22 protein-coding genes, 3 pseudogenes and 3 riboswitches are annotated in these 24,057 nt (G+C 41.2%); of the genes and pseudogenes, 20 read left to right on the forward strand and 5 right to left on the reverse strand.

From position 1 onward, the window contains the following. The 12 genes and pseudogenes from HT715_RS00720 to thiE (HT715_RS00775) all read left to right on the forward strand — a co-directional run. Positions 1 to 318 (forward strand): annotated as a pseudogene (locus HT715_RS00720) (IS630 family transposase); the annotation flags it as partial. 321 nt (positions 319 to 639) lie between these two features. Further along, positions 640 to 1,776, forward strand: a complete 1,137-nt coding sequence (gene lctO, locus HT715_RS00725) for an L-lactate oxidase (protein WP_054388060.1) — start codon at positions 640 to 642, stop codon at positions 1,774 to 1,776. A gap of 148 nt (positions 1,777 to 1,924) precedes the next feature. Continuing rightward, positions 1,925 to 2,013: riboswitch (TPP riboswitch) on the forward strand. 217 nt (positions 2,014 to 2,230) lie between these two features. Next, on the forward strand, positions 2,231 to 2,899 hold the full coding sequence (locus tag HT715_RS00730; protein ID WP_000449921.1) for a TenA family protein: 669 nt from the start codon (positions 2,231 to 2,233) through the stop codon (positions 2,897 to 2,899). Between the two features lie 265 nt (positions 2,900 to 3,164). Further along, a complete protein-coding gene (gene thiM / locus HT715_RS00735) occupies positions 3,165 to 3,947 on the forward strand; it encodes a hydroxyethylthiazole kinase (RefSeq protein WP_172922785.1) in 783 nt (260 codons plus the stop codon). A gap of 1 nt (position 3,948) precedes the next feature. Further along, a complete protein-coding gene (thiE, locus tag HT715_RS00740; protein ID WP_054388062.1) occupies positions 3,949 to 4,578 on the forward strand; it encodes a thiamine phosphate synthase in 630 nt (209 codons plus the stop codon). Positions 4,579 to 4,693: 115 nt separating this feature from the next. Continuing rightward, a riboswitch (TPP riboswitch) is annotated at positions 4,694 to 4,782 on the forward strand. 260 nt (positions 4,783 to 5,042) lie between these two features. After that, positions 5,043 to 5,603 (forward strand): ECF transporter S component, encoded by a 561-nt coding sequence (locus HT715_RS00745; RefSeq protein ID WP_054388063.1) that lies wholly within the window; start codon positions 5,043 to 5,045, stop codon positions 5,601 to 5,603. Next, positions 5,604 to 6,989 carry an ABC transporter ATP-binding protein gene (locus HT715_RS00750; RefSeq protein WP_138706382.1) on the forward strand — a complete coding sequence of 462 codons (1,386 nt, stop codon included), beginning with the start codon at positions 5,604 to 5,606 and terminating at the stop codon, positions 6,987 to 6,989. Position 6,990: 1 nt separating this feature from the next. Next, on the forward strand, positions 6,991 to 7,641 hold the full coding sequence (locus HT715_RS00755) for an energy-coupling factor transporter transmembrane component T (RefSeq protein ID WP_054393112.1): 651 nt from the start codon (positions 6,991 to 6,993) through the stop codon (positions 7,639 to 7,641). 10 nt (positions 7,642 to 7,651) lie between these two features. Next, positions 7,652 to 8,341 carry a thiaminase II gene (gene tenA, locus HT715_RS00760; protein ID WP_054388066.1) on the forward strand — a complete coding sequence of 230 codons (690 nt, stop codon included), beginning with the start codon at positions 7,652 to 7,654 and terminating at the stop codon, positions 8,339 to 8,341. A 5-nt stretch (positions 8,342 to 8,346) separates the two neighbouring features. Further along, on the forward strand, positions 8,347 to 8,871 hold the full coding sequence (gene thiW, locus HT715_RS00765) for an energy coupling factor transporter S component ThiW (protein ID WP_001225551.1): 525 nt from the start codon (positions 8,347 to 8,349) through the stop codon (positions 8,869 to 8,871). Continuing rightward, entirely contained in the window at positions 8,871 to 9,674 is an 804-nt protein-coding gene (locus tag HT715_RS00770; RefSeq protein WP_054388067.1) for a hydroxyethylthiazole kinase, read from the forward strand. The genes thiW and HT715_RS00770 overlap by 1 nt, the downstream gene beginning before the upstream one ends. Continuing rightward, positions 9,667 to 10,299 carry a thiamine phosphate synthase gene (gene thiE, locus HT715_RS00775; protein WP_054388068.1) on the forward strand — a complete coding sequence of 211 codons (633 nt, stop codon included), beginning with the start codon at positions 9,667 to 9,669 and terminating at the stop codon, positions 10,297 to 10,299. The genes HT715_RS00770 and thiE (HT715_RS00775) overlap by 8 nt, the downstream gene beginning before the upstream one ends. A gap of 205 nt (positions 10,300 to 10,504) precedes the next feature. On the opposite strand, the gene thiD is transcribed toward thiE (HT715_RS00775), so the two are convergent. Further along, complete coding sequence (gene thiD / locus HT715_RS00780; protein WP_000221735.1) at positions 10,505 to 11,296, reverse strand: bifunctional hydroxymethylpyrimidine kinase/phosphomethylpyrimidine kinase; 792 nt, start codon at positions 11,294 to 11,296, stop codon at positions 10,505 to 10,507. An 83-nt stretch (positions 11,297 to 11,379) separates the two neighbouring features. Then, a riboswitch (TPP riboswitch) is annotated at positions 11,380 to 11,477 on the reverse strand. 183 nt (positions 11,478 to 11,660) lie between these two features. Between thiD and HT715_RS00785 the strand changes: the two genes are divergently transcribed. The 5 genes from HT715_RS00785 (at position 11,661) to HT715_RS00805 (ending at position 17,130) form a co-directional block, all read left to right on the forward strand. Further along, positions 11,661 to 12,056: a CopY/TcrY family copper transport repressor gene (locus tag HT715_RS00785; protein WP_054388069.1), complete on the forward strand. Its 396-nt coding sequence runs from the start codon at positions 11,661 to 11,663 to the stop codon at positions 12,054 to 12,056. 10 nt (positions 12,057 to 12,066) lie between these two features. Continuing rightward, entirely contained in the window at positions 12,067 to 12,438 is a 372-nt protein-coding gene (locus HT715_RS00790) for a cupredoxin domain-containing protein (protein ID WP_000935057.1), read from the forward strand. A 9-nt stretch (positions 12,439 to 12,447) separates the two neighbouring features. After that, positions 12,448 to 14,691 (forward strand): heavy metal translocating P-type ATPase, encoded by a 2,244-nt coding sequence (locus tag HT715_RS00795; RefSeq protein WP_054388070.1) that lies wholly within the window; start codon positions 12,448 to 12,450, stop codon positions 14,689 to 14,691. Positions 14,692 to 14,896: 205 nt separating this feature from the next. Further along, complete coding sequence (spxB, locus tag HT715_RS00800; protein ID WP_023941447.1) at positions 14,897 to 16,672, forward strand: pyruvate oxidase; 1,776 nt, start codon at positions 14,897 to 14,899, stop codon at positions 16,670 to 16,672. A gap of 110 nt (positions 16,673 to 16,782) precedes the next feature. Beyond that, positions 16,783 to 17,130, forward strand: coding sequence for a VOC family protein (locus HT715_RS00805; protein ID WP_054388071.1), 348 nt, complete (start codon positions 16,783 to 16,785; stop codon positions 17,128 to 17,130). 118 nt (positions 17,131 to 17,248) lie between these two features. Here HT715_RS00805 and HT715_RS00810 read toward each other — a convergent pair. Then, positions 17,249 to 18,033, reverse strand: a pseudogene (locus tag HT715_RS00810) (IS630 family transposase). A gap of 40 nt (positions 18,034 to 18,073) precedes the next feature. Here HT715_RS00810 and HT715_RS00815 point away from each other — a divergent pair. Continuing rightward, positions 18,074 to 18,394 (forward strand): annotated as a pseudogene (locus HT715_RS00815) (family 1 glycosylhydrolase); the annotation flags it as partial. A gap of 120 nt (positions 18,395 to 18,514) precedes the next feature. Beyond that, positions 18,515 to 19,459 (forward strand): mannose-6-phosphate isomerase, class I, encoded by a 945-nt coding sequence (gene manA, locus HT715_RS00820; protein WP_050223723.1) that lies wholly within the window; start codon positions 18,515 to 18,517, stop codon positions 19,457 to 19,459. 40 nt (positions 19,460 to 19,499) lie between these two features. On the opposite strand, the gene HT715_RS00825 is transcribed toward manA, so the two are convergent. Beyond that, positions 19,500 to 20,840: a sodium-dependent transporter gene (locus HT715_RS00825; RefSeq protein ID WP_172922786.1), complete on the reverse strand. Its 1,341-nt coding sequence runs from the start codon at positions 20,838 to 20,840 to the stop codon at positions 19,500 to 19,502. Positions 20,841 to 21,179: 339 nt separating this feature from the next. Between HT715_RS00825 and HT715_RS00830 the strand changes: the two genes are divergently transcribed. Beyond that, complete coding sequence (locus HT715_RS00830; RefSeq protein WP_000274782.1) at positions 21,180 to 21,920, forward strand: MerR family transcriptional regulator; 741 nt, start codon at positions 21,180 to 21,182, stop codon at positions 21,918 to 21,920. A 42-nt stretch (positions 21,921 to 21,962) separates the two neighbouring features. Here HT715_RS00830 and HT715_RS00835 read toward each other — a convergent pair whose 3' ends face one another. Both HT715_RS00835 and HT715_RS00840 read right to left on the reverse strand, forming a co-directional pair. Further along, a complete protein-coding gene (locus tag HT715_RS00835) occupies positions 21,963 to 23,138 on the reverse strand; it encodes an NAD(P)/FAD-dependent oxidoreductase (RefSeq protein ID WP_000680053.1) in 1,176 nt (391 codons plus the stop codon). A gap of 58 nt (positions 23,139 to 23,196) precedes the next feature. After that, a complete protein-coding gene (locus HT715_RS00840) occupies positions 23,197 to 24,042 on the reverse strand; it encodes a DegV family protein (RefSeq protein WP_054388076.1) in 846 nt (281 codons plus the stop codon). Positions 24,043 to 24,057 lie beyond the last annotated feature (15 nt).

A 24,057-nucleotide genomic window follows, 5' to 3' on the forward strand; every position in this document is an offset into this window, starting at 1 on the left:
GGGGAGAAAGTCTATGAAAAGATTAGCGGACGTCGTTTTGAGCGAACTTCAATTGTTGCAGGACAAGTAGACGGAGAGTTTATAGCTCCCATGATTTACAAGAACAGCATGACAAGCGATTTCTTTGTGGAGTGGTTCAAAACGCAACTCCTACCTGCTTTGAAAACACCTCATGTTATTATCATGGACAATGCTAGTTTTGATCCCAAGAACATTTTGGATGAACTCTGCATCCAAGATAAACACTTTTTCTTACCTCTACCGCCTTATTCACCAGATTTGAATCCTATTGAGCAAGCTTGGGCTATCTTGAAAAAGTTGGAACGCTTTTTAAAACTAAATGACTGATATAAGTCCATAGGCCCTATTAGAGGATGTTCTGGTGTCTTATTTACTTGTTTTTTATAGCATCAGTAGATAGAATCAGCAAATAAAAAAGTAGTTCAAATGCCTGGCAGCAAAAAATCTCAACGATTCACTTAATATAGACTAAAGTTTAGAGTTTAAGGAAAGTAGGGCTAATATATTGTATGAAAAATAAGATTGTTTTTAAGCAAAACTCTTGAAAATGATTGAAAAAAGAGTTATTATAGATGTATAGTAAAAAGCAAACGCTTACTTAATCAAGGAGGACAGTTTATGTCATACAAAACAAGCAATGCAGAAGGGCATGTAGATTTCATCAATACCTATGATTTGGAGCCAATGGCGCAACAAGTGATTCCTAAAGCAGCCTTTGGCTATATCGCCAGTGGGGCGGAAGATACATTCACTTTACGTGAAAACATCCGTGCCTTTAACCACAAGCTCATCGTGCCTCATACACTTTGCAATGTAGAAAATCCAAGTACAGAGATTGAATTTGCAGGTGAAAAATTGTCTTCACCAATCATTATGGCGCCTGTTGCGGCTCATAAATTGGCAAATGAACAAGGTGAAGTGGCGACTGCGCGTGGTGTGCATGAGTTTGGTTCTCTTTATACAACTAGTTCTTACTCTACTGTTGACCTTCCAGAGATTTCTGAAGCCCTTCAAGGGACACCTCATTGGTTCCAATTTTACTTTAGTAAGGATGACGGTATCAACCGCCACATCATGGACCGTGTGAAGGCTGAAGGTTATAAAGCGATTGTCTTGACGGCAGATGCTACTGTAGGGGGTAATCGTGAGGTTGATAAGCGTAATGGGTTTGTCTTCCCAGTTGGCATGCCGATTGTTGAAGAATACCTGCCAGAAGGTGCTGGTAAATCAATGGACTTTGTTTACAAATCAGCTAAACAACGCTTGTCTCCACGCGATGTAGAATTTATCGCTGAATACTCTGGTCTTCCTGTGTATGTCAAGGGACCACAATGCCGTGAGGACGTTGAGCGTTCGCTTGCTGCGGGAGCTTCTGGTATCTGGGTCACCAACCACGGTGGTCGTCAAATCGACGGTGGACCAGCTGCTTTTGACTCGCTTCAAGAAGTGGCAGAAGCAGTTGATAGACGTGTGCCAATTGTCTTTGACTCTGGTGTTCGTCGTGGTCAACACGTCTTTAAAGCCTTGGCTTCAGGAGCAGACTTGGTAGCTATTGGTCGCCCTGCTATTTATGGTTTGGCTCTTGGTGGTAGTGTTGGTGTGCGTCAAGTCTTTGAACACTTGAATGCGGAATTGAAGACAGTTATGCAATTGTCTGGAACTCAGACCATTGAAGATGTCAAACACTTCAAACTTCGTCACAACCCATACAACCCAACCTTCCCAGTTGACCCTCGTGACTTAAAATTGTATTGATAAAAGAGATTGCCTCCACTGAATGTGGAGGTTTTTCTTCGTGTATTGGAAGAATAAATCGCTATCAAAAACTATATAAAGATATTTTTCGGTCAAATATCTTGCTAGGGCTTTCAATTTCTGTTATAATGGTCTAGTAATTAAATAATAAAGACATTTGGGGTGCTTTAGGCTGAGATGATACCCATTGAACCTGATACAGTTAAGACTGGCGAAGGGAAATGTGAACAGTTTTTTTCGTATGGTGAAATGAACGGTCTAATCTTGTAAGTCAACTCTAATTCTTGATTGTAATTGGAGTTTTTTTGTTTATATAAAACTGGGTAGGCTTGTTTAGGTAGCTCTCTGCAAATGCCCTCGATGTTCTTTAAAAGGATCAAGTGGAATTACGATTTTACTTGGTATTTCTTGGTGTTTTATTAATTACTAACAAGTAAAGAGAGGAGAAGTAAATATGGAAACACAGGTTTATACATTTCAGCCAGGTTTGACTGTTGGAGAATTATTAAAAAGCAGTCAGAAGGATTGGCAGGCTGCAATCAATCATCGTTTTGTTAAGGAACTTTTTGCAGGGACAATTGAGAATAAGGCCTTAAAAGACTACCTGATTCAAGATTATCACTTCTTTGATGCCTTCTTATCCATGTTGGGTTCCTGCGTAGCCCACGCAGACCAGCTTGAATCCAAGCTTCGTTTTGCCAAACAACTAGGCTTTCTTGAAGCAGATGAAGATGGCTATTTCCAAAAGGCTTTCAAAGAGTTAAACGTATCTGAGAATGACTATCTAGAAGTGAGCTTGCACCCTGTAACAAAAGCCTTTCAGGATCTAATGTACTCGGCAGTGGCTTCATCAGATTATGCCCATCTTTTGGTCATGCTAGTCATTGCAGAAGGACTCTATTTAGACTGGGGTTCTAAAGCTTTGGCTCTTCCTGAAGCCTATATTCATTCGGAATGGATCAATCTCCACAGAGGTCCTTTCTTTGCAGAGTGGGTTCAATTTCTGGTTGACGAACTCAATCGTGTCGGAAAAGGTCGAGAAGATTTGACAGAACTTCAGCAACGCTGGAATCAAGCGGTCGCTTTAGAATTAGCCTTTTTTGATATTGGTTATGATGCCTAGAGAAGGTTCATGATATTTACAAATTTGATGAGTTAATACTCTTCGAAAATCTCTTCAAACCACGTCAGCTTCACCTTGCCGTAGGTATGGTGTTCTATCTGCAACCTCAAAGCAGTGCTTTGAGCAACCTGCGGTTAGCTTCCTAGTTTGTTCTTTGATTTTCATTGAGTATAAATCATTCAATGTAACTGAAAAATTTCTTAACGAAAGATAGAGATAAACCGAAATCAGTAGATCGTATAAAGTGAAAAGGAAGGAATTCAATATGACAAGTTTAAAATTATTAAAAGAAAAAGCACCATTGGTCATTTGCATCACCAATGATGTGGTAAAAAATTTCACAGCAAATGGATTAGTAGCACTAGGTGCATCACCAGCTATGAGCGAGTACCCAGCAGACTTAGAAGATCTATTAAAATATGCTGGAGGATTATTGATTAACATTGGGACTTTAACGGATGATAATTGGAAATTATACCAAGCTGCTCTGAAAATTGCAGAGAAATATAATGTCCCAGCAGTTTTAGATCCTGTAGCCTGTGGAGCAGGAGAATATAGAAAAAAAGTAGCAGATGATCTAATCAACAATTACAAACTAGCTGCGATTAGGGGGAATGCTGGCGAGATTGCTTCTTTAGTAGGGATAAATGTGGTATCTAAAGGAGTAGATAGTGCTGGTGTGGATAATATTGATGAGATTGCTCTAGCAGCCAACGCTAAGTTTCATATTCCAATAGTAGTGACTGGAGAAGTTGATGCGATTGCTGTTAATGGAGAAGTGGTAACGATTCATAATGGTAGTGCCATGATGCCAAAAGTCATTGGGACAGGATGCTTATTAGGAGCTGTAGTAGCAAGCTTTATCGGACTAGAAAAAGGTCAAGAATTGAAATCATTAGAAACAGCAATGTTAGTTTACAATATGGCTGGAGAAATGGCAGAAAAACGTCCAAATGGACATCTTCCTGGGACATTTAAAGTTGAATTTATAAATGCCTTATACGAGATTACAGATGAAGATGTAAAGGAATTCAAAAGAGTGAAGTAAGATGTTTCATAAAGAATTACTAAAACTATATTTTATTTGTGGAACGACTACTTGCCAAGGAAAAAATCTATATACAGTCGTTGAGGAAGCCTTAAAAGGTGGTATAACCTTATTTCAATTTCGAGAAAAAGGTGAGGGTGCTTTAGAAGGCTTAGAAAAACTTGAGCTAGCTATCCAAATTAAAGAACTTTGTAAAAAATACAATGTTCCATTTATCGTTAATGACGATATAGATTTAGCAATGGAAATTGACGCCGATGGCGTACATGTAGGTCAAGATGATATTGGTGTTGATGAAATTAGAAAATTGATGCCAGATAAAATAATTGGTCTTTCTATAAGAAACGAAGAAGAATTTCAACAATCAAAAGTTGAATATGTAGATTATGTAGGTGTTGGGCCTGTATTTGATACCCAGTCAAAAGATGATGCTGGTGGTGCTATAGGTTATGAAGGTCTTGAATTGATGAGAAAACTATTGCCACAAATGCCTTTAGTTGCAATTGGTGGGATACAAACGAAACATATTAAAGACATTATAAAGGCCAATATGGATGGCGTTTCAATCATTTCGGCAATATCGTATGCAAAAAATATAGAAAAAACTGTTCGGGAAATGAGTGAACAATAGGTATCTATCTAACCCAAGAAAGATCTGCTGTCTTTGTGAGTGCAAGGCTGTATTTCCAGTTTAATTTCTTGAACTAGTATAAAATGTGTGTTATAATAATCACATAATTAAATAATAAAGGCATTTGGGGTGCTTTAGGCTGAGATGATACCCATTGAACCTGATACAGTTAAGACTGGCGAAGGGAAATGTGAAATGTTTTTTTCGTATGTCGAAAAGAACTGTCTAATCTTGTAAGCTGAACTCTAATTCGTATCTGTAATTAGAGTTTTTTCTTTTACGAAACTGGATGAAGATGATATAGTAGATTGAAATAAGATGCGAACAAATCAATTAGAAAATTCAAATTAATTTCTAGAAATATTTTAGCATTCTTGTGTACTGTTCTAAATTCAATCTGCTATACAAAGTATTTAGGTCGGTCTTCTTGAGTGCCCCACTTTTCTTTAAAAAAGGAGTTTTTTATGTTGAAAAAATGGCAGTTAAAAGATGTTATCTTGCTTGCTTTCTTGTCTATCTTTTTTGGTGGGGTTTTCGTTGGTTCAGGATATGTGTATAATATTCTCAGTCTACTCTTAACACCTCTTGGTTTGCAGGCCTTTGCCAATGAAATCCTCTTCGGTCTCTGGTGTATGGCTGCGCCCATTGCTGCCATCTTTGTTCCGAGAGTCGGAAGTGCAACGATTGGAGAAGTGCTAGCTGCGCTTGCTGAAGTCCTTTATGGTAGCCAATTTGGTCTAGGAGCTCTTTTGTCTGGCTTGGTTCAAGGTTTGGGAAGTGAATTTGGTTTTATCGTAACTAAGAATCGCTATGGAAGTTGGCTCTCTCTAACTGCTAATAGTATTGGGATTACGCTTGTTAGCTTTGTCTATGAATACATTAAGTTAGGTTACTACGCCTTTTCCCTTCCGTTTGTCCTTTCCTTACTTGTGGTACGTTTTATTTCTGTTTATTTCTTCTGTACCATCTTGGTTCGTGCCATTGTCAAACTCTATCATCAGTTTGCAACTGGAGGAAAAGCATAGATGGGTCTGGAATTACGGGAGATTCAGTCCCCAATTTTTTCGGAACCGATTGATTTTACTTTTTATGGGCAAGCCTTTACCTTGTTGGTTGGGAGCAGTGGTTCTGGAAAATCCAGCCTCTTTCAAGTTATTGCCCAAGTTAGTTCTCTTCCCTATAGCGGTCAAGTACTGATAGATGGGAGCGAAGTCAGTCAGCTTTCTATCATCGAACGTGTCCAGACGGTTGGTATTCTCTTGCAAAATCCCAATCATCAATTTACCATGGAGAACTTGTTTGAGGAGCTGATTTTCACCTTGGAGAATATCGGCTATCACCTTCAGGAAATTGATTCTAAAATAGCAGAGGTTGTCCAGCAATGTCGTTGCGAGGCAATCTTACACCGTCCCATTCATCACCTATCAGGTGGGGAAAAGCAAAAAGCAGCGCTGGCTGTCATTTTTGCCATGAATCCTAGGGTCTATCTCTTGGATGAGCCCTTCGCTTCCATTGACCGTAAGAGCAGAATCGAGATATTGGAGATTCTAAAAGAGTTGGCTCTTGATGGGAAGACAGTCATCCTGTGCGACCATGATTTATCTGACTATAAAGCCTATATCGACCATATGGTGGAGCTAAGAGACGGAAAACTAAGGGAAATAAATCAAATCCCTATTTCTGAGATGACACAGGTTGCTTCAAAGGAAGTTGCTTCTAGCCCGGAACTATTCCATATGAACCGTGTGACTGGTGAGCTTGGTAATCGCCCCCTCTTTTCAATTGCTGATTTCACATTCTATCAAGGGATTTCCTGTATCCTGGGTGACAATGGTGTCGGGAAATCAACCTTCTTTCGCTCTATTCTTCAATTTCAAAAGTATAAGGGGCGCATTACCTGGAAGGGGACGGTTCTGAAAAAGAAAAAGAGTTTGTACCGTGACCTGACGGGTGTTGTTCAGGAAGCTGAGAAACAGTTTATCCGAGTCAGTCTGCGAGAAGAACTTCAATTAGATGGACCTGATTCTGAAAGAAATCAACGAATTTTCCAAGCTTTACGATATTTTGATCTGGAGCAGGCACTCGATAAGAGTCCTTATCAATTAAGTGGTGGCCAGCAAAAGATTCTTCAGCTCTTGACCATCTTGACCAGTAAGGCTTCCGTGATTTTGCTAGATGAACCTTTTGCTGGTTTGGATGATAGAGCTTGCCATTATTTTTGTCAGTGGATTGTGGAGGAGAGAAATCAAGGAAGAAGTTTTCTGATCATTAGCCATCGTTTAGATCCTCTGATCTCTGTGGTTGATTATTGGATTGAGATGACTAGTCAGGGTCTCAGTCATGTGAAAGCAGTGACAATTACCAAACCACTCACATCTCAGAGTAGCAATGCTCAAGGGGAGGTGAGATAGTATGGTCAAAGTAGCAACCCAGACACCGATTATCAGTCTCTTCTTGCTGATTTTATCCTTGGAAACATCTTTCATTCCTTCGATTGCTCTGAATCTTTCGGTAGTCGCATTCTGTATTCTCTTTATGCTCTATTACCGTCGATTTAAAATGTTAGCTTGGATGATCATACTTGCCATTTTGCCATCTTTGGCCAACTATTGGGCAGTTCAGTTACATGGGGATGCTTCGCAGGCAGTCATGCTTGGAACGAGGGCCTTTGTGACCGTTTGTATTGGCCTTGTCTTTATTTCCTCTATTTCACTAAAAGAGCTTCTCTTGTACTTGGCTCAAAAGGGGCTATCACGCTCTTGGTCCTATGCCTTGATTGTGGTATTCAATTCCTTTCCCCTTATCCAGAAAGAAATCAAATCCCTCAAAGAAGCTTGCCTATTACGTGGTCAAGAACTGCATTTTTGGTCGCCCTTGATTTACAGCAAGGTTTTGATGACAGTCTTTAGGTGGCGCCATCTTTACCTGAGAGCTCTGTCTGCCCATGGATATGACGAACATGCACAGGTGGAGAATCGCTATCGGACTTTTTATATTGCTAAAAAAACAAAATTAATCTACCTGCTTTTCTTTTTATTGCTTCAAACCAGTCTATTTTTATAAAGGAGTTATTATGGAATTTACAGATATTGCGATGGAATTATCCAAGGAAGCTTGGCAGGCTTCCTTTCATCATCCCTTTATTTTACAATTACAAGAGGGAAATTTAGAACCTGCCATTTTCCGCTATTACCTGATTCAGGATGCCTACTATCTGAAGGCCTTCTCAGAAATCTATCACCTTTTGGCTGATAAGACTTCAAACCAAGAGATGAAAAGACTCCTGAAACAAAATGCTCAGAGTCTAGTGGAGGGTGAGTTATTTATTCGCCAACAATTTTTCAAGGAATTGGCAATCAGCGACCAGGAAATGGAGCAACATCCAATCGCTCCAACCTGTTATCATTACATTTCACATATTTATAGGCAATTTGCAGAGCCGAACTTAGCCATTGCCTTTGCAAGTTTGCTGCCTTGTCCTTGGTTATACCATGATATAGGCAAATCACTTAATCTTAAACCATCACCAAATCCTCTCTACCAACAATGGATTGAAACTTATATTACGGATGAGTTAGAGCAGCAGATCAGAGAGGAGGGAGCGCTGGTCAATCAACTCTATCGAGAAAGTGACGAGACAGACAGGAAAAAAATGCTAGATGCCTTCCACATCAGTGTTCATATGGAAGCCAAGTTTTGGGAAATGGCCTACCAACACCAGACATGGAAGAGCGATTTACAGTCTTTAGAAAAAGGAGAATAATAAACATGAGAAAGCACCAATTACAAGTTCACAAATTAACCATTTTATCTATGATGATTGCCCTTGATGTAGTCCTTACACCTATCTTTCGGATTGAGGGAATGGCACCGATGTCCAGTGTAGTCAATATTCTAGCAGGAATCATGATGGGACCTGTTTATGCTTTGGCTATGGCTACAGTCACAGCCTTTATCCGTATGACGACTCAAGGGATTCCACCTTTAGCTCTTACAGGAGCAACTTTTGGAGCCCTCCTGGCAGGTCTCTTTTATAAGTATGGTCGAAAATTTCATTATTCCGCTCTAGGAGAGATTGTGGGAACAGGTATTATTGGTTCTATTGTTTCCTATCCTGTTATGGTACTCTTTACAGGATCGGCTGCTAAGCTTAGCTGGTTTATCTACACTCCTCGATTTTTCGGAGCAACCTTGATTGGTACAGCGATTTCCTTTATTGCTTTTCGATTTTTAATCAAGCAGGAATTCTTTAAAAAAGTGCAGGGATATTTCTTTGGTGAAAGGATAGAATGATGCAGGAATTGATAAATCCTTTTCCTCTGGAAACGAGTTCTCTTATTCACTGTATGACCAATGAGATTTCTTGTGAGATGCTGGCAAATGGGATTTTGGCTCTGGGATGCAAACCTGTCATGGCAGATGATCCCCGTGAGGTTCTTGATTTTACTAAGCAAAGTCAGGCTCTCTTCATCAATTTGGGGCATTTGTCAGCTGAGAAGGAAAAAGCAATCCGCATGGCAGCCTCGTATGCAGCTCAAGTTTCTCTTCCAATGGTAGTAGATGCGGTTGGCGTAACGGCTTCCTCCATTCGTAAGAGCTTAGTTAAAGACCTCTTAGACTATAGCCCAACGGTCCTTAAAGGAAACATGTCAGAAATTCGAAGTCTTGTTGGCTTAAAACACCACGGCGTTGGGGTCGATGCGAGTGCTAAAGATCAAGAAACGGAGGATTTGCTTCAAGTCTTGAAAGACTGGTGTCAGACCTATCCTGGTATGTCATTCTTAGTCACTGGCCCCAAGGACCTTATCGTTTCGAAGAATCAGGTTGCTGTATTGGAGAATGGCTGTGTAGAGTTAGACTGGATAACAGGGACAGGAGACTTGGTTGGAGCCTTAACAGCTGTTTTTCTCAGCCAAGGAAAGACTGGTTTTGAAGCTTCTTGCTTAGCAGTCTCTTATCTCAATATCGCTGCTGAGAAAATAGTTGTTCAAGGAATGGGATCGGAAGAATTTCGTTACCAAGTACTCAATCAGCTTTCGCTCCTCAAAAGAGATGAAAATTGGCTAGATGCCATCAAAGGAGAGGTTTATGAATAGAGAAGCACTTAGACTATATCTGGTAACCAATCGTTATCAAGATTCCGTGGAAAGCTTTCTTGCAAAAGTTGAGACGGCCTGCCGTTCAGGGGTTACCATAGTCCAATTGCGAGAAAAAAATCTCACAACCAATCAATATTATCAGCTGGCAAAACAAGTCAAGGAAATAACAGATGCTTATCAGGTACCCTTGATAATCGATGATCGGTTGGATGTTTGTCTTGCGGTTGATGCAGCAGGTCTGCATATCGGAGATGATGAATTACCCGTTTCGGTTGCCCGACAAGTCTTGGGACCTGATAAAATCCTAGGTGTCACCGCTAAAACGGTTAAAAGAGCTCTGGAAGCAGAAACATCAGGTGCAGATTACTTGGGGACAGGAGCCATTTTCCCAACTACCACCAAGGAAAATGCACCTATCACCCTGATTTCAACCTTGAAAACAATTTGTCAAACGGTCGCCATTCCAGTAGTTGCTATTGGCGGCTTGACATCAGAGAATATTGATCAGCTTATGGGCACGGGTATAGCTGGTGTAGCTGTAGTGCGTGATTTGATGCAAGCAGAAGATATTGAGGCAAAAACGCAAGCCTTTTTAACAAAGTTGCATGACATTATTTCCTAACTAATACTCAATGAAAATCAAAGAGCAAACTAGAAAGCTAGCCGCAGCTTGCCCCAAGCCCTGCCTTGAGGTTTTAGATAAGACTGACGAAGTCAGCTCAAAACAGTGTTTTGAGGTTGCAGATGGAAGCTGACGTAGTTTGAAGAGATTTTCGAAGAGTATAAAAACTCTCTAATTCCCTTAAAGTGGGAACTAGAGAGTTTTTTTAATCTTTAAAGCTTGTATGGTTGACTGGGCCAGAACCATGACCGAGTTGAGGGGCGTCTTGGATGGCTTTTGTGATAAAGGCCTTGGCCTTATCAACTGCCTGGTAAAGGCTCTTGCCCTTGGCTAGTTCAGCCGTAATCACTGCAGCAAAGGTACATCCAGTACCATGGGTGTGACAGGTTTGAATTCGTGGGCTTTCCCAGACAAATTGATCATCCTTGGTAAAGAGGAAATCCTTGGCACCGCCTTCGAGATGCCCGCCTTTAATAACAACGGACTGAGGACCAAATTCTTTTAAAATCAGGCGACCAGCACGCTGCATGTCTTCGGGGTCATGGATTGAAAAACCAACAATCTCTTCTGCCTCAGGAAGATTGGGCGTGATAATGGTTGCAAGGGGAAGCAGGTTTGTTTTGAGATAGTCTCTAGCAACTGAGTCGATCAAGGCATCTCCGCTAGTCGCTACCATAACTGGATCTAAAACATAGGGACAATCCAGCTTTTTAAGATAGGGCTGGATGATTTCCATGATTTCGGTAGTTGCCAACATCCCAGTTTTTACAGCCTGAGGTGGAATATCAGAAAAGACACTGTCCAATTGGGCTTTCAACATTTGAGGAGAAACGTGCTCGATCAATTGAACACCTCTGGTATTTTGAGCGACAAGACTGGTTACAACAGCCATTCCATAGACATCTCTAGCTTGGAACGACTTTAAGTCAGCCATAATGCCAGCACCACCACTAGGGTCAGTACCTGCAATGGTCAAAGCAACGGGTAAATAAGTCATCTAAAACCTCCCAACCAACTGAAGTTTGTATTCTTAAGAACAAGCTAATCTGTTTCAGGAAGGCAATAGAAGACTGCTAGTCCCCATTATCATTTCCACTTCCATCAGCTAGCATTACCTAGATTGAGTCAAAGGGTCTAACAGTCGTTAATCTCAGCTTTACGCACCCCTAGTGGTTGTTTTCTTTTTTCTTTAGTATAGCATATTTTTATTGTTTATATAGTAATATTTGACTGCAAATCGTTTTTCAAATGATTAAAATCCTATTTTTCAAATAAAATATTGATTTCATAATTGACAAATGTAGACTTTAGGAGTATACTAAGAAACATAATTGACAAATGTAGATTTTGGAGGTGTGATGATGCAGATTTCAGATGCAGAATGGCAGGTCATGAAGATTATTTGGATGCAGGGGGAGCAGACCAGTACGGATTTGATCAGGGTTCTGGCGGAGCGGTTCGAATGGTCCAAGTCAACCATTCAAACTCTTTTGGCTCGTCTGGTTGAGAAAGAGTGTTTGACTCGGAAAAAAGAAGGCAAGTCCTTTGTCTATTCAGCCCTTTTAACTTTGGATCAAAGTCGGGATTTACTTGTCCAAGATATCAAGGACAAGGTTTGTTCCCGTAGGATTAAGAACTTGTTGGCTGATTTGATTACTGAATGTGATTTTACTCAGGCTGACTTAGAAGACTTGGAAGCTGTGATTTCTGAGAAGAAATCAAACGCTGTGACAGAAGTAAAATGTAATTGTATGTAAAGGAGACGTCATGTTAAATAGTATTGTAACCATTATTTGTATTGCCCTTATCGCGTTTATCTTGTTTTGGTTTTTCAAAAAGCCTGAAAAATCTGGACAAAAGGCCCAGCAAAAAAAGGGATACCAAGAGATTCGAGTGGAAGTCATGGGAGGCTATACGCCTGAGTTGATTATTCTCAAGAAATCAGTGCCAGCCCGCATTGTCTTTGACCGCAAGGATCCTTCACCATGTCTGGATCAAATTGTTTTTCCAGATTTTGGTGTACATGCGAACCTGCCAATGGGGGAAGAGTATGTAGTGGAAATCACGCCTGAGCAGGCTGGAGAGTTTGGCTTTGCTTGTGGTATGAACATGATGCACGGTAAGATGATTGTAGAATAGGAGAATGATATGACTGAAATTGTAAAAGCAAGTCTTGAAAATGGTGTTCAAAAAATCCGTATCACAGCAGACAAAGGCTACCATCCAGCCCACATTCAACTGCAAAAAGGAGTTCCTGCTGAGATCACCTTTCACCGTGTGACACCTTCAAACTGTTATAAGGAAATTCTGTTTGAAGAAGAAGGCCTCTTGGAACCAATCGGCGTGGATGAAGAGAAGACAATTCGTTTTACCCCTCAAGAATTAGGTCAACATGAATTTTCTTGTGGTATGAAGATGCAAAAGGGAAGTTATACAGTTGTTGAGAAGACTCGAAAATCTTTATCACTTATCCAGCGTTTTTGGATTACTAGTATCTTTACTGTGCCTCTTGTGATCCTCATGATTGGGATGTCGACAGGAGGAATTAGTCACCAAGTCCTGCGTTGGGGCACCTTTTTAGCCACAACACCGATTATGCTAGTAGCAGGTGGTCCTTATATCCAAAGTGCTTGGGCTAGTTTTAAAAAGCACAATGCCAACATGGATACCTTGGTTGCGCTGGGAACCCTAGTAGCCTATGGCTATAGCTTAGTTGCCCTCTTCGCTGGTCTCCCCGTTTACTTTGAAAGTGCTGCATTTATCTTCTTCTTCGTTCTTTTGGGAGCCGTTTTTGAGGAGAAAATGCGGAAAAATACTTCCCAAGCTGTGGAGAAATTACTGGATTTGCAGGCTAAAACTGCAGAAGTCTTGCGTGAGGATAACTATGTTCAAGTCCCCTTGGAGCAAGTCAAGGTAGGTGACCTGATTCGAGTGCGTCCCGGTGAAAAGATTGCGGTTGATGGTGTCGTAGTAGAAGGTATCTCTAGTATTGACGAGTCTATGGTGACAGGTGAGAGCCTACCAGTGGATAAAACAGTTGGAGATACTGTCATTGGCTCAACTATCAATAATAGTGGAACACTTGTTTTTAGAGCAGAAAAAGTTGGTTCAGAGACTGTTTTGGCTCAGATTGTGGATTTTGTGAAGAAAGCTCAGACAAGTCGTGCGCCGATTCAGGACTTGACGGATAAAATTTCAGGCATTTTTGTCCCAGCAGTTGTTATTTTAGGGATTGTGACCTTTTGGGTTTGGTTTGTCTTGCTCAGGGATAGTGTGGTCGTACTTGGAGCTAGCTTTGTATCCTCTCTTCTCTACGGAGTGGCGGTTTTGATTATCGCCTGTCCTTGTGCCTTGGGACTCGCAACACCGACAGCCCTTATGGTAGGGACAGGACGCAGTGCCAAGATGGGAGTTCTCCTCAAAAATGGAATGGTTCTACAGGAAATCCAGAAAGTTCAAACTCTTGTCTTTGATAAGACCGGGACTTTGACGGAAGGGAAACCTGTGGTCACAGATATTATTGGCGACGAGACAGAAGTGCTTGGATTGGCAGCCTCTCTGGAAGAAGCTTCTCAACACCCACTGGCTGAGGCTATTGTTAAGCGAGCGACTGAAACTGGATTTGAGCTTCATACTGTGGAAAATTTCCAAGCCTTGCACGGAAAAGGTGTCTCAGGGCAAATAGCTGGAAAACAAGTTCTGCTTGGAAATGCTAAAATGCTGGATGGTATGGATATTTCAAGTAAGTATCAAGATAAACTCGAAGAACTGGAAAAAGAAGCTAAGACAGTTGTATTTTTGGCTGTTGACAATGAAATCAAAGGCTTGCTTGCTTTGCAAGATATTTCCAAGGAAAATGCCAAGCTAGCCATCAGTCAGCTAAAAAAACGTGGCCTTAAAACAGTCATGTTGACAGGAGACAATGCAGGTGTGGCGCGTGCTATTGCAGATCAAATAGGAATCGAAGAGGTCATTGCAGGTGTCTTGCCAGAAGAAAAAGCCCATGAAATCCATAAACTACAAGCGGCTGGCAAAGTAGCCTTTGTTGGGGATGGTATCAATGACGCTCCTGCCCTTAGTGTAGCAGATGTGGGGATTGCTATGGGAGCTGGAACAGATATCGCCATCGAGTCGGCAGATTTGGTGTTGACAACCAATAACCTCCTAGGAGTGGTTCGTGCCTTTGACATGAGTAAGAAAACTTTTAATAGAATTCTGCTCAATCTTTTCTGGGCCTTTATCTACAATGTCGTTGGAATTCCGATAGCAGCAGGAGTCTTTTCAGGTGTTGGACTGGCCCTCAACCCAGAACTGGCAGGTCTAGCCATGGCCTTTAGTTCAGTATCTGTTCTGACCAGTTCCCTTCTGCTAAATTTTAGTAAAATAGACTAAAAGTAATGACTAGTTTCCTTTGTTATAAAACAGGAATGATAGCACTTTCAAAACTGTATTAGAATAGAAAGTAGAGAGTTTTGAGCAGATTTTTAGAAAAGTCAACATAAATATGATATAGTGGAATAGTAAAAATTTGGAGAACGTTTCCAATTCTATGTAATCGTATTCTCCAAGTCTAAAAAATTGAAGGAGAGTTATCACTATGACTCAAGGAAAAATTACTGCATCTGCAGCAATGCTTAACGTATTGAAAACATGGGGCGTAGATACAATCTACGGTATCCCATCAGGAACACTCAGCTCATTGATGGACGCTTTGGCTGAAGACAAAGATATCCGCTTCTTGCAAGTTCGCCATGAAGAGACAGGTTCTCTTGCAGCGGTTATGCAAGCTAAATTCGGTGGCTCAATCGGGGTTGCAGTTGGTTCAGGTGGTCCAGGTGCGACTCACTTGATTAACGGTGTTTACGATGCAGCTATGGATAACACTCCATTCCTAGCAATCCTTGGATCACGTCCAGTTAATGAATTGAACATGGATGCTTTCCAAGAATTGAACCAAAACCCAATGTACAACGGTATCGCTGTATACAACAAACGCGTAGCTTACGCTGAGCAATTACCAAAAGTAATCGACGAAGCTTGCCGTGCTGCAGTCTCTAAAAAAGGTCCAGCTGTTGTTGAAATCCCAGTAAACTTTGGTTTCCAAGAAATCGACGAAAACTCATACTATGGATCAGGTTCATACGAGCGTTCATTTATCGCTCCTGCTTTGAACGAAGTTGAAATCGACAAAGCTGTTGAAATCTTGAACAATGCTGAACGTCCAGTTATCTATGCTGGTTACGGTGGTGTTAAAGCTGGTGAAGTGATCACTGAATTGTCACGTAAAATCAAAGCACCAATTATCACAACTGGTAAAAACTTTGAAGCTTTCGAATGGAACTATGAAGGTTTGACAGGTTCTGCTTACCGTGTTGGTTGGAAGCCAGCCAACGAAGTGGTCTTTGAAGCAGACACAGTTCTTTTCCTTGGTTCAAACTTCCCATTTGCTGAAGTTTACGAAGCATTCAAGAACACTGAAAAATTCATTCAAGTTGATATTGACCCTTACAAACTTGGTAAACGTCACGCCCTTGACGCTTCAATCCTTGGTGATGCAGGTCAAGCAGCCAAAGCAATCCTTGACAAAGTGAATCCAGTTGAATCTACTCCATGGTGGCGTGCAAACGTGAAGAACAACCAAAACTGGCGTGATTACATGAACAAACTCGAAGGTAAAACTGAGGGTGAATTGCAATTGTATCAAGTTTACAATGCAATCAACAAACATGCTGATCAAGACGCTATCTACTCAATCGACGTAGGTGACACTACTCAAACATCTACTCGTCACCTTCACATGACACCTAAGAACATGTGGCGTACATCTCCACTCTTTGCGACAATGGGTATTGCCCTTCCTGGTGGTATCGCTGCTAAGAAAGACAATCCAGATCGCCAAGTATGGAACATCATGGGTGACGGTGCATTCAACATGTGCTACCCAGACGTTATCACAAACGTTCAATACGACCTTCCAGTTATCAACGTTGTCTTCTCAAATGGTAAATATGCCTTCATCAAGGACAAATACGAAGACACAAACAAACACTTGTTTGGTTGTGACTTCTCTAATGCTGACTATGCGAAAATCGCTGAAGCGCAAGGTGCTGTAGGATTTACAGTTGACCGTATCGAAGACATCGATGCAGTTGTTGCAGAAGCTGTTAAACTCAACAAAGAAGGTAAAACTATTGTGATCGATGCTCGCATTACTCCACACCGTCCACTTCCAGTAGAAGTACTTGAATTGGATCCAAAACTTCACTCAGAAGAAGCTATTAAAGCCTTCAAGGAAAAATACGAAGCAGAAGAACTTGTACCATTCCGTCTCTTCTTGGAAGAAGAAGGGTTGCAATCACGCGCAATTAAATAATTCCTCTCGCCGAAAATCAAATATGAAACTTGTAGACTTTATTCTTTGATTTTCATAGAGCGGAACTTTAAAAGATCGGAGCAATCCGGTCTTTTTATGGAGGAGAGTAAATGAATTTAAATCAATTAGATATTATCGTTTCAAATGTTCCCCAAGTCTGTACTGACTTGGAGCATATATTGGATAAAAAGGCAGATTATGCTGATGATGGTTTTGCTCAGTTTACGATTGGCAGTCACTGTCTGATGTTGTCTCAAAATCATTTGGTTCCTTTGGAAAACTTTCAGTCAGGAATCATTCTTCATATCGAGGTTGAGGATCTAAATCAGAATTACCAACGTTTAAAAGAGATTGGTGTCGAGATTTTACACGGTATTTGTGAAACGGATTGGGGAACAGAGTCCTTATTAGTTAAAGGTCCTGCTGGTCTAGTGATTGATTTTTATCGTATGAAATAAGGTGCTTAGTCATTTGACGTTAACCTTAGCTATTTTTAAAACAGAAATTGAGAATACGAACTATTGAAAAGATCGGAGCAATTCGGTCTTTTTATTATAAAGAAATTGCATATAATACTCATATGCTTTCAAAAAGCATTCTAGTCCATCTCCGATTAACGATGGACTTTATCACCTCCTTCTCCAGTCCTTGTATAACATCTTGAAGTTGATTCATGATATCTTCCAATATGGGCATCAACAGCTCCATAACAATAGCGAAATTCTCGTATATAGTGACTATGGACATGTGGACCTACTCCCATTGGAGCCCAACAAAATCCCAGTTTACTGATTCTACCGAAACCAGCCTCATCTTGGTACATCAAGCGAACCTTACGAAAATGCCTACTGGTTTTAAAGCGCTTTCTTGTCTTCTTGAATTGAGATTTTATTTTTAGACGCGACAATGGTTTGAACGTCTGCTTTCTTGGGATGTTCTGGACGTGGCCTAATATTTCGCCAACCATGGCGCTTCAAGAGTTGATAAAAGGCATCACGTGTGTAGGAAGGACCTAACTCCTTTGTATAAGCCTGAAATAAGGCATCAATTGTAACAAATTCTCCTGCCTCTGCAGCCTTCAAATGACGGGCAATAAAGGCTTTCTCTTCCTCAATTGTCATATATGCATGGTTACGACAACCACGTGTTTCTTTAAGGAGAGAATCGAGTCCGAACTCCTCATATTTTTTTACAGTTGGCCAAATCGTTGTTTGATTACAGTCTAAAAGCTCTATAATCTCTTTATAAGATTTACCCATCAGACGAAATAGAACGATTTGAAGGCGTTTATGATATTTAGCTGTACTAGAGTCTTTTAAAAGTGTTTTGATAGCTTGGATTTCTTCTTTAGTTGATTTCATATTACTATTATATAATGCTTTTTGATTTTAGTGTAGTATTATCGTAGAAAATGGACTCGGTGCTATGGATAAACCGGATGAGAATGGTTATGTAGCAGATGACTATCGGATTACTTACTTAGAGGCCCACATCAAGGCCATGCGAGATGCCATTTACCAAGACGGGGTTGACTTGCTTGGTTATACGACTTGGAGATGTATCGATCCGGTTTCAGCTGGCACAGGGGAAATGAATAAGCGCTATGGCTTTATCTATGTAGATCGAGATAATGTAGGACATGGGACTCTCAAACGTAGCAAGAAGAAGTCCTTCTATTGGTACAAGGATGTCATTGATAGCAATGGAGCAAGCATCGAGTAGAGCACATTTGTTTACTATTTTTATAAAATCTTCTCCCTGCTTTATAAGATGTAAAAAAGAGTTCAAATGGAACTCTTTTTTTGTTATAATGAAGGAAGAAAGATCAGACAGGAGAATAAAATGTCAGAACCATTATTTTTACAATCAGTTATGCAAGAAAAAATCTGGGGTGGAACCAAGCTACGTGATGAGTTTGGCTACGACATCCCAAGTGAAAAAATAGGGGAATACTGGGCCATCTCAGCTCACCCAAATGGAGTTTCTAAAGTTGCCAATGGTAGTTTTGAGGGAACAGATCTAGCTACTTTGTATGCAGAACACCGTGAATTGTTTGGCAATCGTCCTGAGCCTGTATTTCCGCTTTTGACTAAGATTCTGGATGCCAACGACTGGCTCAGTGTTCAAGTTCATCCAGATGATGCTTATGGACTCGAGCATGAAGGCGAGCTTGGAAAAACAGAGTGCTGGTACATCATCGCTGCGAATGAAGGTTCAGAGATTATCTACGGCCACAATGCCAAGTCAAAAGAAGAACTCCGCCAGCAAATCGAGGACAAGAATTGGGATGACTTGCTGACAAAAGTGCCTGTTAAGGCTGGAGATTTCTTCTATGTGCCAAGTGGCACCATGCATGCCATTGGGGCTGGCATCTTGATTCTTGAAACCCAGCAGTCTAGCGATACCACCTATCGCGTCTATGACTTTGACCGCAAGGACGATAAGGGCAACTTGCGTGAACTTCATCTTGAAAAATCCATTGATGTCTTAAACATTGGTGAGCCTGCAAATAGCCGTCCTGTAACTGTTAAAGCAGATGATTTGCGTTCCACTCTCCTTGTATCCAATGATTTCTTTGCAGTTTACAAGTGGGAAATTACTGGAAAAGTTGACTTCGAAAAGACAGCTGACTACAGCTTATTGAGTGTCTTAGCCGGTCAAGGTCAACTGACTGTTGACGGGAAAAATTATCCAATCCAAAAAGGCAGTCACTTTATCTTACCAAGTGATGTTGAAGCTTGGACTCTGGAAGGGCAAGGTTTGGAAGTGATTGTTAGCCATCCATAAAAAAGAAAGGGCCTGAGTTTACTACTCAAGTCCTTTTTGATTACATAAATTGGGCGATGAAGACCACGATGATGATGATTGGAATGACGAAACGAAGAAGGAAGAGCCAGACTTGGAACAGTCCCTGTTTCCATGCGGTTTCATCAAGATGGAGTTCCTCCATTGCAAGAGCCTTTTTAAAGATATAGCCTGTAAAAAGTGAAAGGCAGAGAGCTCCAAATGGCATGAGGAGATTGGAAACCAAGAAGTCCATAGCGTCAAAGAAGGTCTTCCCAAAGATGTGAGCATCCGCCATGACACCGTAAGATAGGGCTGAGGGAATGCCAAAGACAAAGGTCAAGATTCCCAAAATGGCACTCCACATGGCACGCTTGCTGTTGTCCTGGTTGGTGATATTGCCCACATTGATTTCCAGCATAACGACGGAAGAAGTGACTGTCGCAAAGAGGAAGAGCAAGAGGAAGAGGATGTAGAAAATGGTTCCAAAAGGCATCTTGTCAAAGAGTTGAGGCAAGACGATAAAGAGTAAGCTCGGTCCCCCTTCAGACTGGATATTGAAGGCTGACATAGCTGGGAAAATGGCGAGACCTGCCATGATGGATACCGAGATATTCATGGCTACGATGGAAATTCCTGATTGGACCAGATTGGTTTTCTTGTCTAAGTAAGAAGCATAGGTCAGCATGGCTGTAACCCCTAGTGAGAGGGCAAAGAAAGATTGTCCCAGAGCATAGAGGAGACCAGCACTGGTCAGTTTTGAAAAGTCTGGTTTGAGGAAGTAAAGAACCCCTTCCATGGCATTTGGCAAACTGAGAGAACGACCGATGATGACGACAAAGATGATAAAGAGCAGGGGCATCATGACTTTCGAAGCTCTTTCAATCCCTTTTTGAACCCCACGTGATACAATGAAGATATTCAATAGGATAAAGGTCGCTTGAGCTCCTAGAGCAATGGCTGGATTTGAAATGATTGAAGTAAATAACTGAGCATAATCACCCGTTCCACCAATTTGGAACAATTTTCCAAACTCAATGCCTAGATAGACTAAAATCCAGCCACCAATAACACTGTAGAAAGATAAGAGGATAAAGAGGGCAAAGGCACCAATCCAACCGATAAAGTTGTACTTACTATTCTTGCCTAGTTTTCCAAAGGTTTTGATTGCTGAGACACCAGCGCTTCGGCCGAGAGCAAATTCAGCTAGCAAAAGGGGGAAACCGATTAGAATAGTGGAAATGAGAAAGACCAGTAAAAAGCCTCCTCCACCGTTAGCAGCAGTCATATAGGGGAATTTCCAAACGGCACCAAGTCCGATGGCTGAACCAGCAGATGTTAGGATAAAGCCCGGTTTAGACCCCCATTGCGATTTTTCAGACATAGTTAAACTCCTAAAATTAGTGTTACAAAAGAAAAAGCTACTGCCCTTGGCAAATAGCCTCATCAGTACTCAAAATGAGCGTTTCTTTTGATTGATAGACTTGACTATCCTATCATGTTTTCTAAGGTCTGTCAAGAAAACCATTTTCATGTTATGATAAAGTAAAAAATTTCGCAAAAACGCTTGACTCTGACCTAAGGGGAGGGGTTATACTATCAGTGTAATACTCTTCGAAAATCTCTTCAAACCACGTCTGCGTCGCCTTACCGTACTCAAGTACAGCCTACGGCTAGCTTCCTAGTTTGCTCTTTGATTTTCATTGAGTATAAGGAGGAAATCATGTACCATATAAAAGAAGCTGCACAGCTTTCGGGTGTCTCTGTCAAGACCCTGCACCACTACGATAAGATAGGACTTTTGGTTCCTTTAAAGTCGGAAAACGGCTATCGAACCTACAGTCAGGAGGATTTGGAACGTCTCCAGGTCATTCTTTACTACAAATATCTAGGCTTTTCTTTAGAAAAAATAGCAGAGCTATTAAAGGAAGAAAGGACAGATTTATTGCCTCATTTGACCAGGCAGTTGGACTATTTGACTCGAGAAAGGGAACATCTGGATACCTTGATTTCAACCTTGCAAAAAACCATTCAAGAACAAAAAGGAGAAAGAGAAATGAGCATTCAAGAGAAATTTGCTGGATTTAACTACCAAGACCATCAAAAATACCACCAAGAGGCGGTAGAGAAATATGGACAAGAAGTCATGGACCAAGCGCTGGAGCGCCAGAAAGGTCACGAAGACGAGGCTACGGCTGCCTTCAACCAAGTTTTTCAAGCCTTAGCACAAAATCTTCAAGCTGGTCTGCCTGTAACAGCAACTGAAAACCAAGAGCAAACAGCCAAGCTCTTGCAAGCCATTCGTACTTATGGATTTGATTGTACTATTGAAGTATTCGGTCATATCGGTAAAGGCTACGTCTATAACCCAGAGTTTAAGGAAAATATTGACAAATTTGGTACTGGAACAGCCCAGTACACATCAGATGTCATTGCCCACTATGTCCAAACTCAAGCAAAATAAAATCGGAGGAGTAATCTTCCGATTTTTTCTATTAAAAGTTCTTTAATCATAATGCAGACTTCCCGCCACCCAGCCGGTACAGAGGGCAGAAGTGATGTTAAAGCCACCCGTGTGGGCATTTATATCCATAACTTCGCCTGCAAAGTGGAGGCCAGGTACCAGCTTACTTTCAAGGGTTTTAGGATTGATTTCCTTGAGACTGACTCCACCCTTGGTAACAAAGGACTTTGCAAGGGACATTTTTCCAGTTACAGGAATTTTAAGTTCTTTAATGGACTGGACAAGTTGTTCTCGTTCCTTTTCAGTCAGTTGTTTGACTTTTTCAGGATATCCTTGTACAAAAAATTCGGCCAAGCGTTCTGGTAACAAGGTTTTTAAAGCGTTTTTCAAGGATTTTTCCCGATTTTCTTCTAGAAATGTAACCAAGTCCTTCTCAGAAAGTTGAGGCAAAACATCGAGTGAGAGAACCTCCCCACCTTTGACAAAGCTAGACATGCGTAGGGCAGCAGGACCTGACAAACCAAAGTGGGTAAAGAGTAAATCATGAGTGATGACATGCTTACCATAACTTAGGGTCACATCGTCCAGAGAAATCCCTTGTAAGGCTTTATGTGGAAAATCTGTTAATAAAGGACTTTCAGCAGCCTCAAGATCGGTGATGGTATGCTTAAAATGGCGAGCAATCTCGTGACCAAAACCAGTCGAACCAGTCGAAGGATAAGACTTACCACCTGTTGTGACAATGAGTTTCTCACAAGTGAAGGTTTGATCCGCTGACTTAAGGACAAACTGGTCATCTACTTTTTTAACAGAAACGATTTCTATTTGAGTAGCAACTTGACCACCTAGTTCGGTGATTTTCTTTTCCAAAGCTTCGATAATAGTCCGAGACTTGTCACTGGCTGGAAAGACGCGTCCGTGGTCTTCGACCTTAAGTTTAACACCATTTTCTGTAAAAAAGTTGATGATGTCATGATTATCGAACTGGGAGAAAACACTGTAAAGAAAGCGTCCGTTTCCAGGAATTCCAGCTAGCAGGTTGTCTAAGCTACCATTGTTGGTCACATTGCAACGTCCCCCACCAGTCCCAGCTAATTTTTTTCCAAGTTTCCGATTTTTTTCGATGAGGAGGGTTTTCTGTCCATAAAAGCTACTGGAAATCGTAGCCATCATACCAGCAGGTCCTCCACCGATGACAATAGTATCAAAATGTTTCATAGCTCTATTGTACCACAAAAAAACAAGAGATGATGGTTACCTCTTGTCAAGAATGCAATTAATCAATTTCATAGCCCATCAGCAGACCGCCATCTTCTGCATAGAAACTGCAGAGACCAGATGTTGGGAGAATTTTAATATCCGCCTGTGGGAAGGTTTCACGGATTCGGTCTGAAAGCTGTTGGCAACATTTCTCGTTATTGCGTTGGGCCATGACAATACGGCCACCAGCATATCCTGCTTTCACTAACTCTTCATAGGCTGCTTGAACTGACTTCTTTGCTCCTCTTGCTTTTTGTAGCAATTCGAGGGTTCCAGTTTCACTAGCTTCCCCAACCATACGGATATTTAGAAGGCCAACGACCGTACCGATAAGCTTGCTCAAACGGCCGTTCTTCACCAAGTTATCGACTTTAGCTAGGACAAAGAGCAACTTGGTTTTTTCTTGATAGGCGGTGATAGCTTCAACCACTTCTTCAAAAGACAAGCCCTGGTCAATCAAATCATTCAATTTTTCTACGAGCAAGTCAACTTCCCCACCAGCAGACAAACTATCAATTACATGAATCTTAGTATCAGGATGGTCTTCCAGATAAATATTCTTGGCCAGTTGCGCACTATTGTGGCTGCCAGAAAGAGTACCAGTGATGGTTACTAGGAAAATGTTTTTGGCTCCTTCAAATGCTCGCAAATAATCATCTGGGCTTGGACAAGCTGATTTTGAAGCTTCTGCGGTTGCATACATGGTTTCCATCATATGGTCAATATCAAGACTGGCATCATCAACAAAGACCTGATCAGCTACTTGAATGGTTAAGGGGACACTTACAAAGGTTGTGTTAATAGCTGGTGTTGGCAGTTGACGATAATCACAACCAGAGTCAGCAATAATCTTCCAAGTCATAGAAATTCTCCATCT

The organism is Streptococcus sp. 4155, assembly GCF_013276695.1.
Taxonomy (GTDB): Bacteria; Bacillota; Bacilli; order Lactobacillales; family Streptococcaceae; genus Streptococcus; species Streptococcus pseudopneumoniae.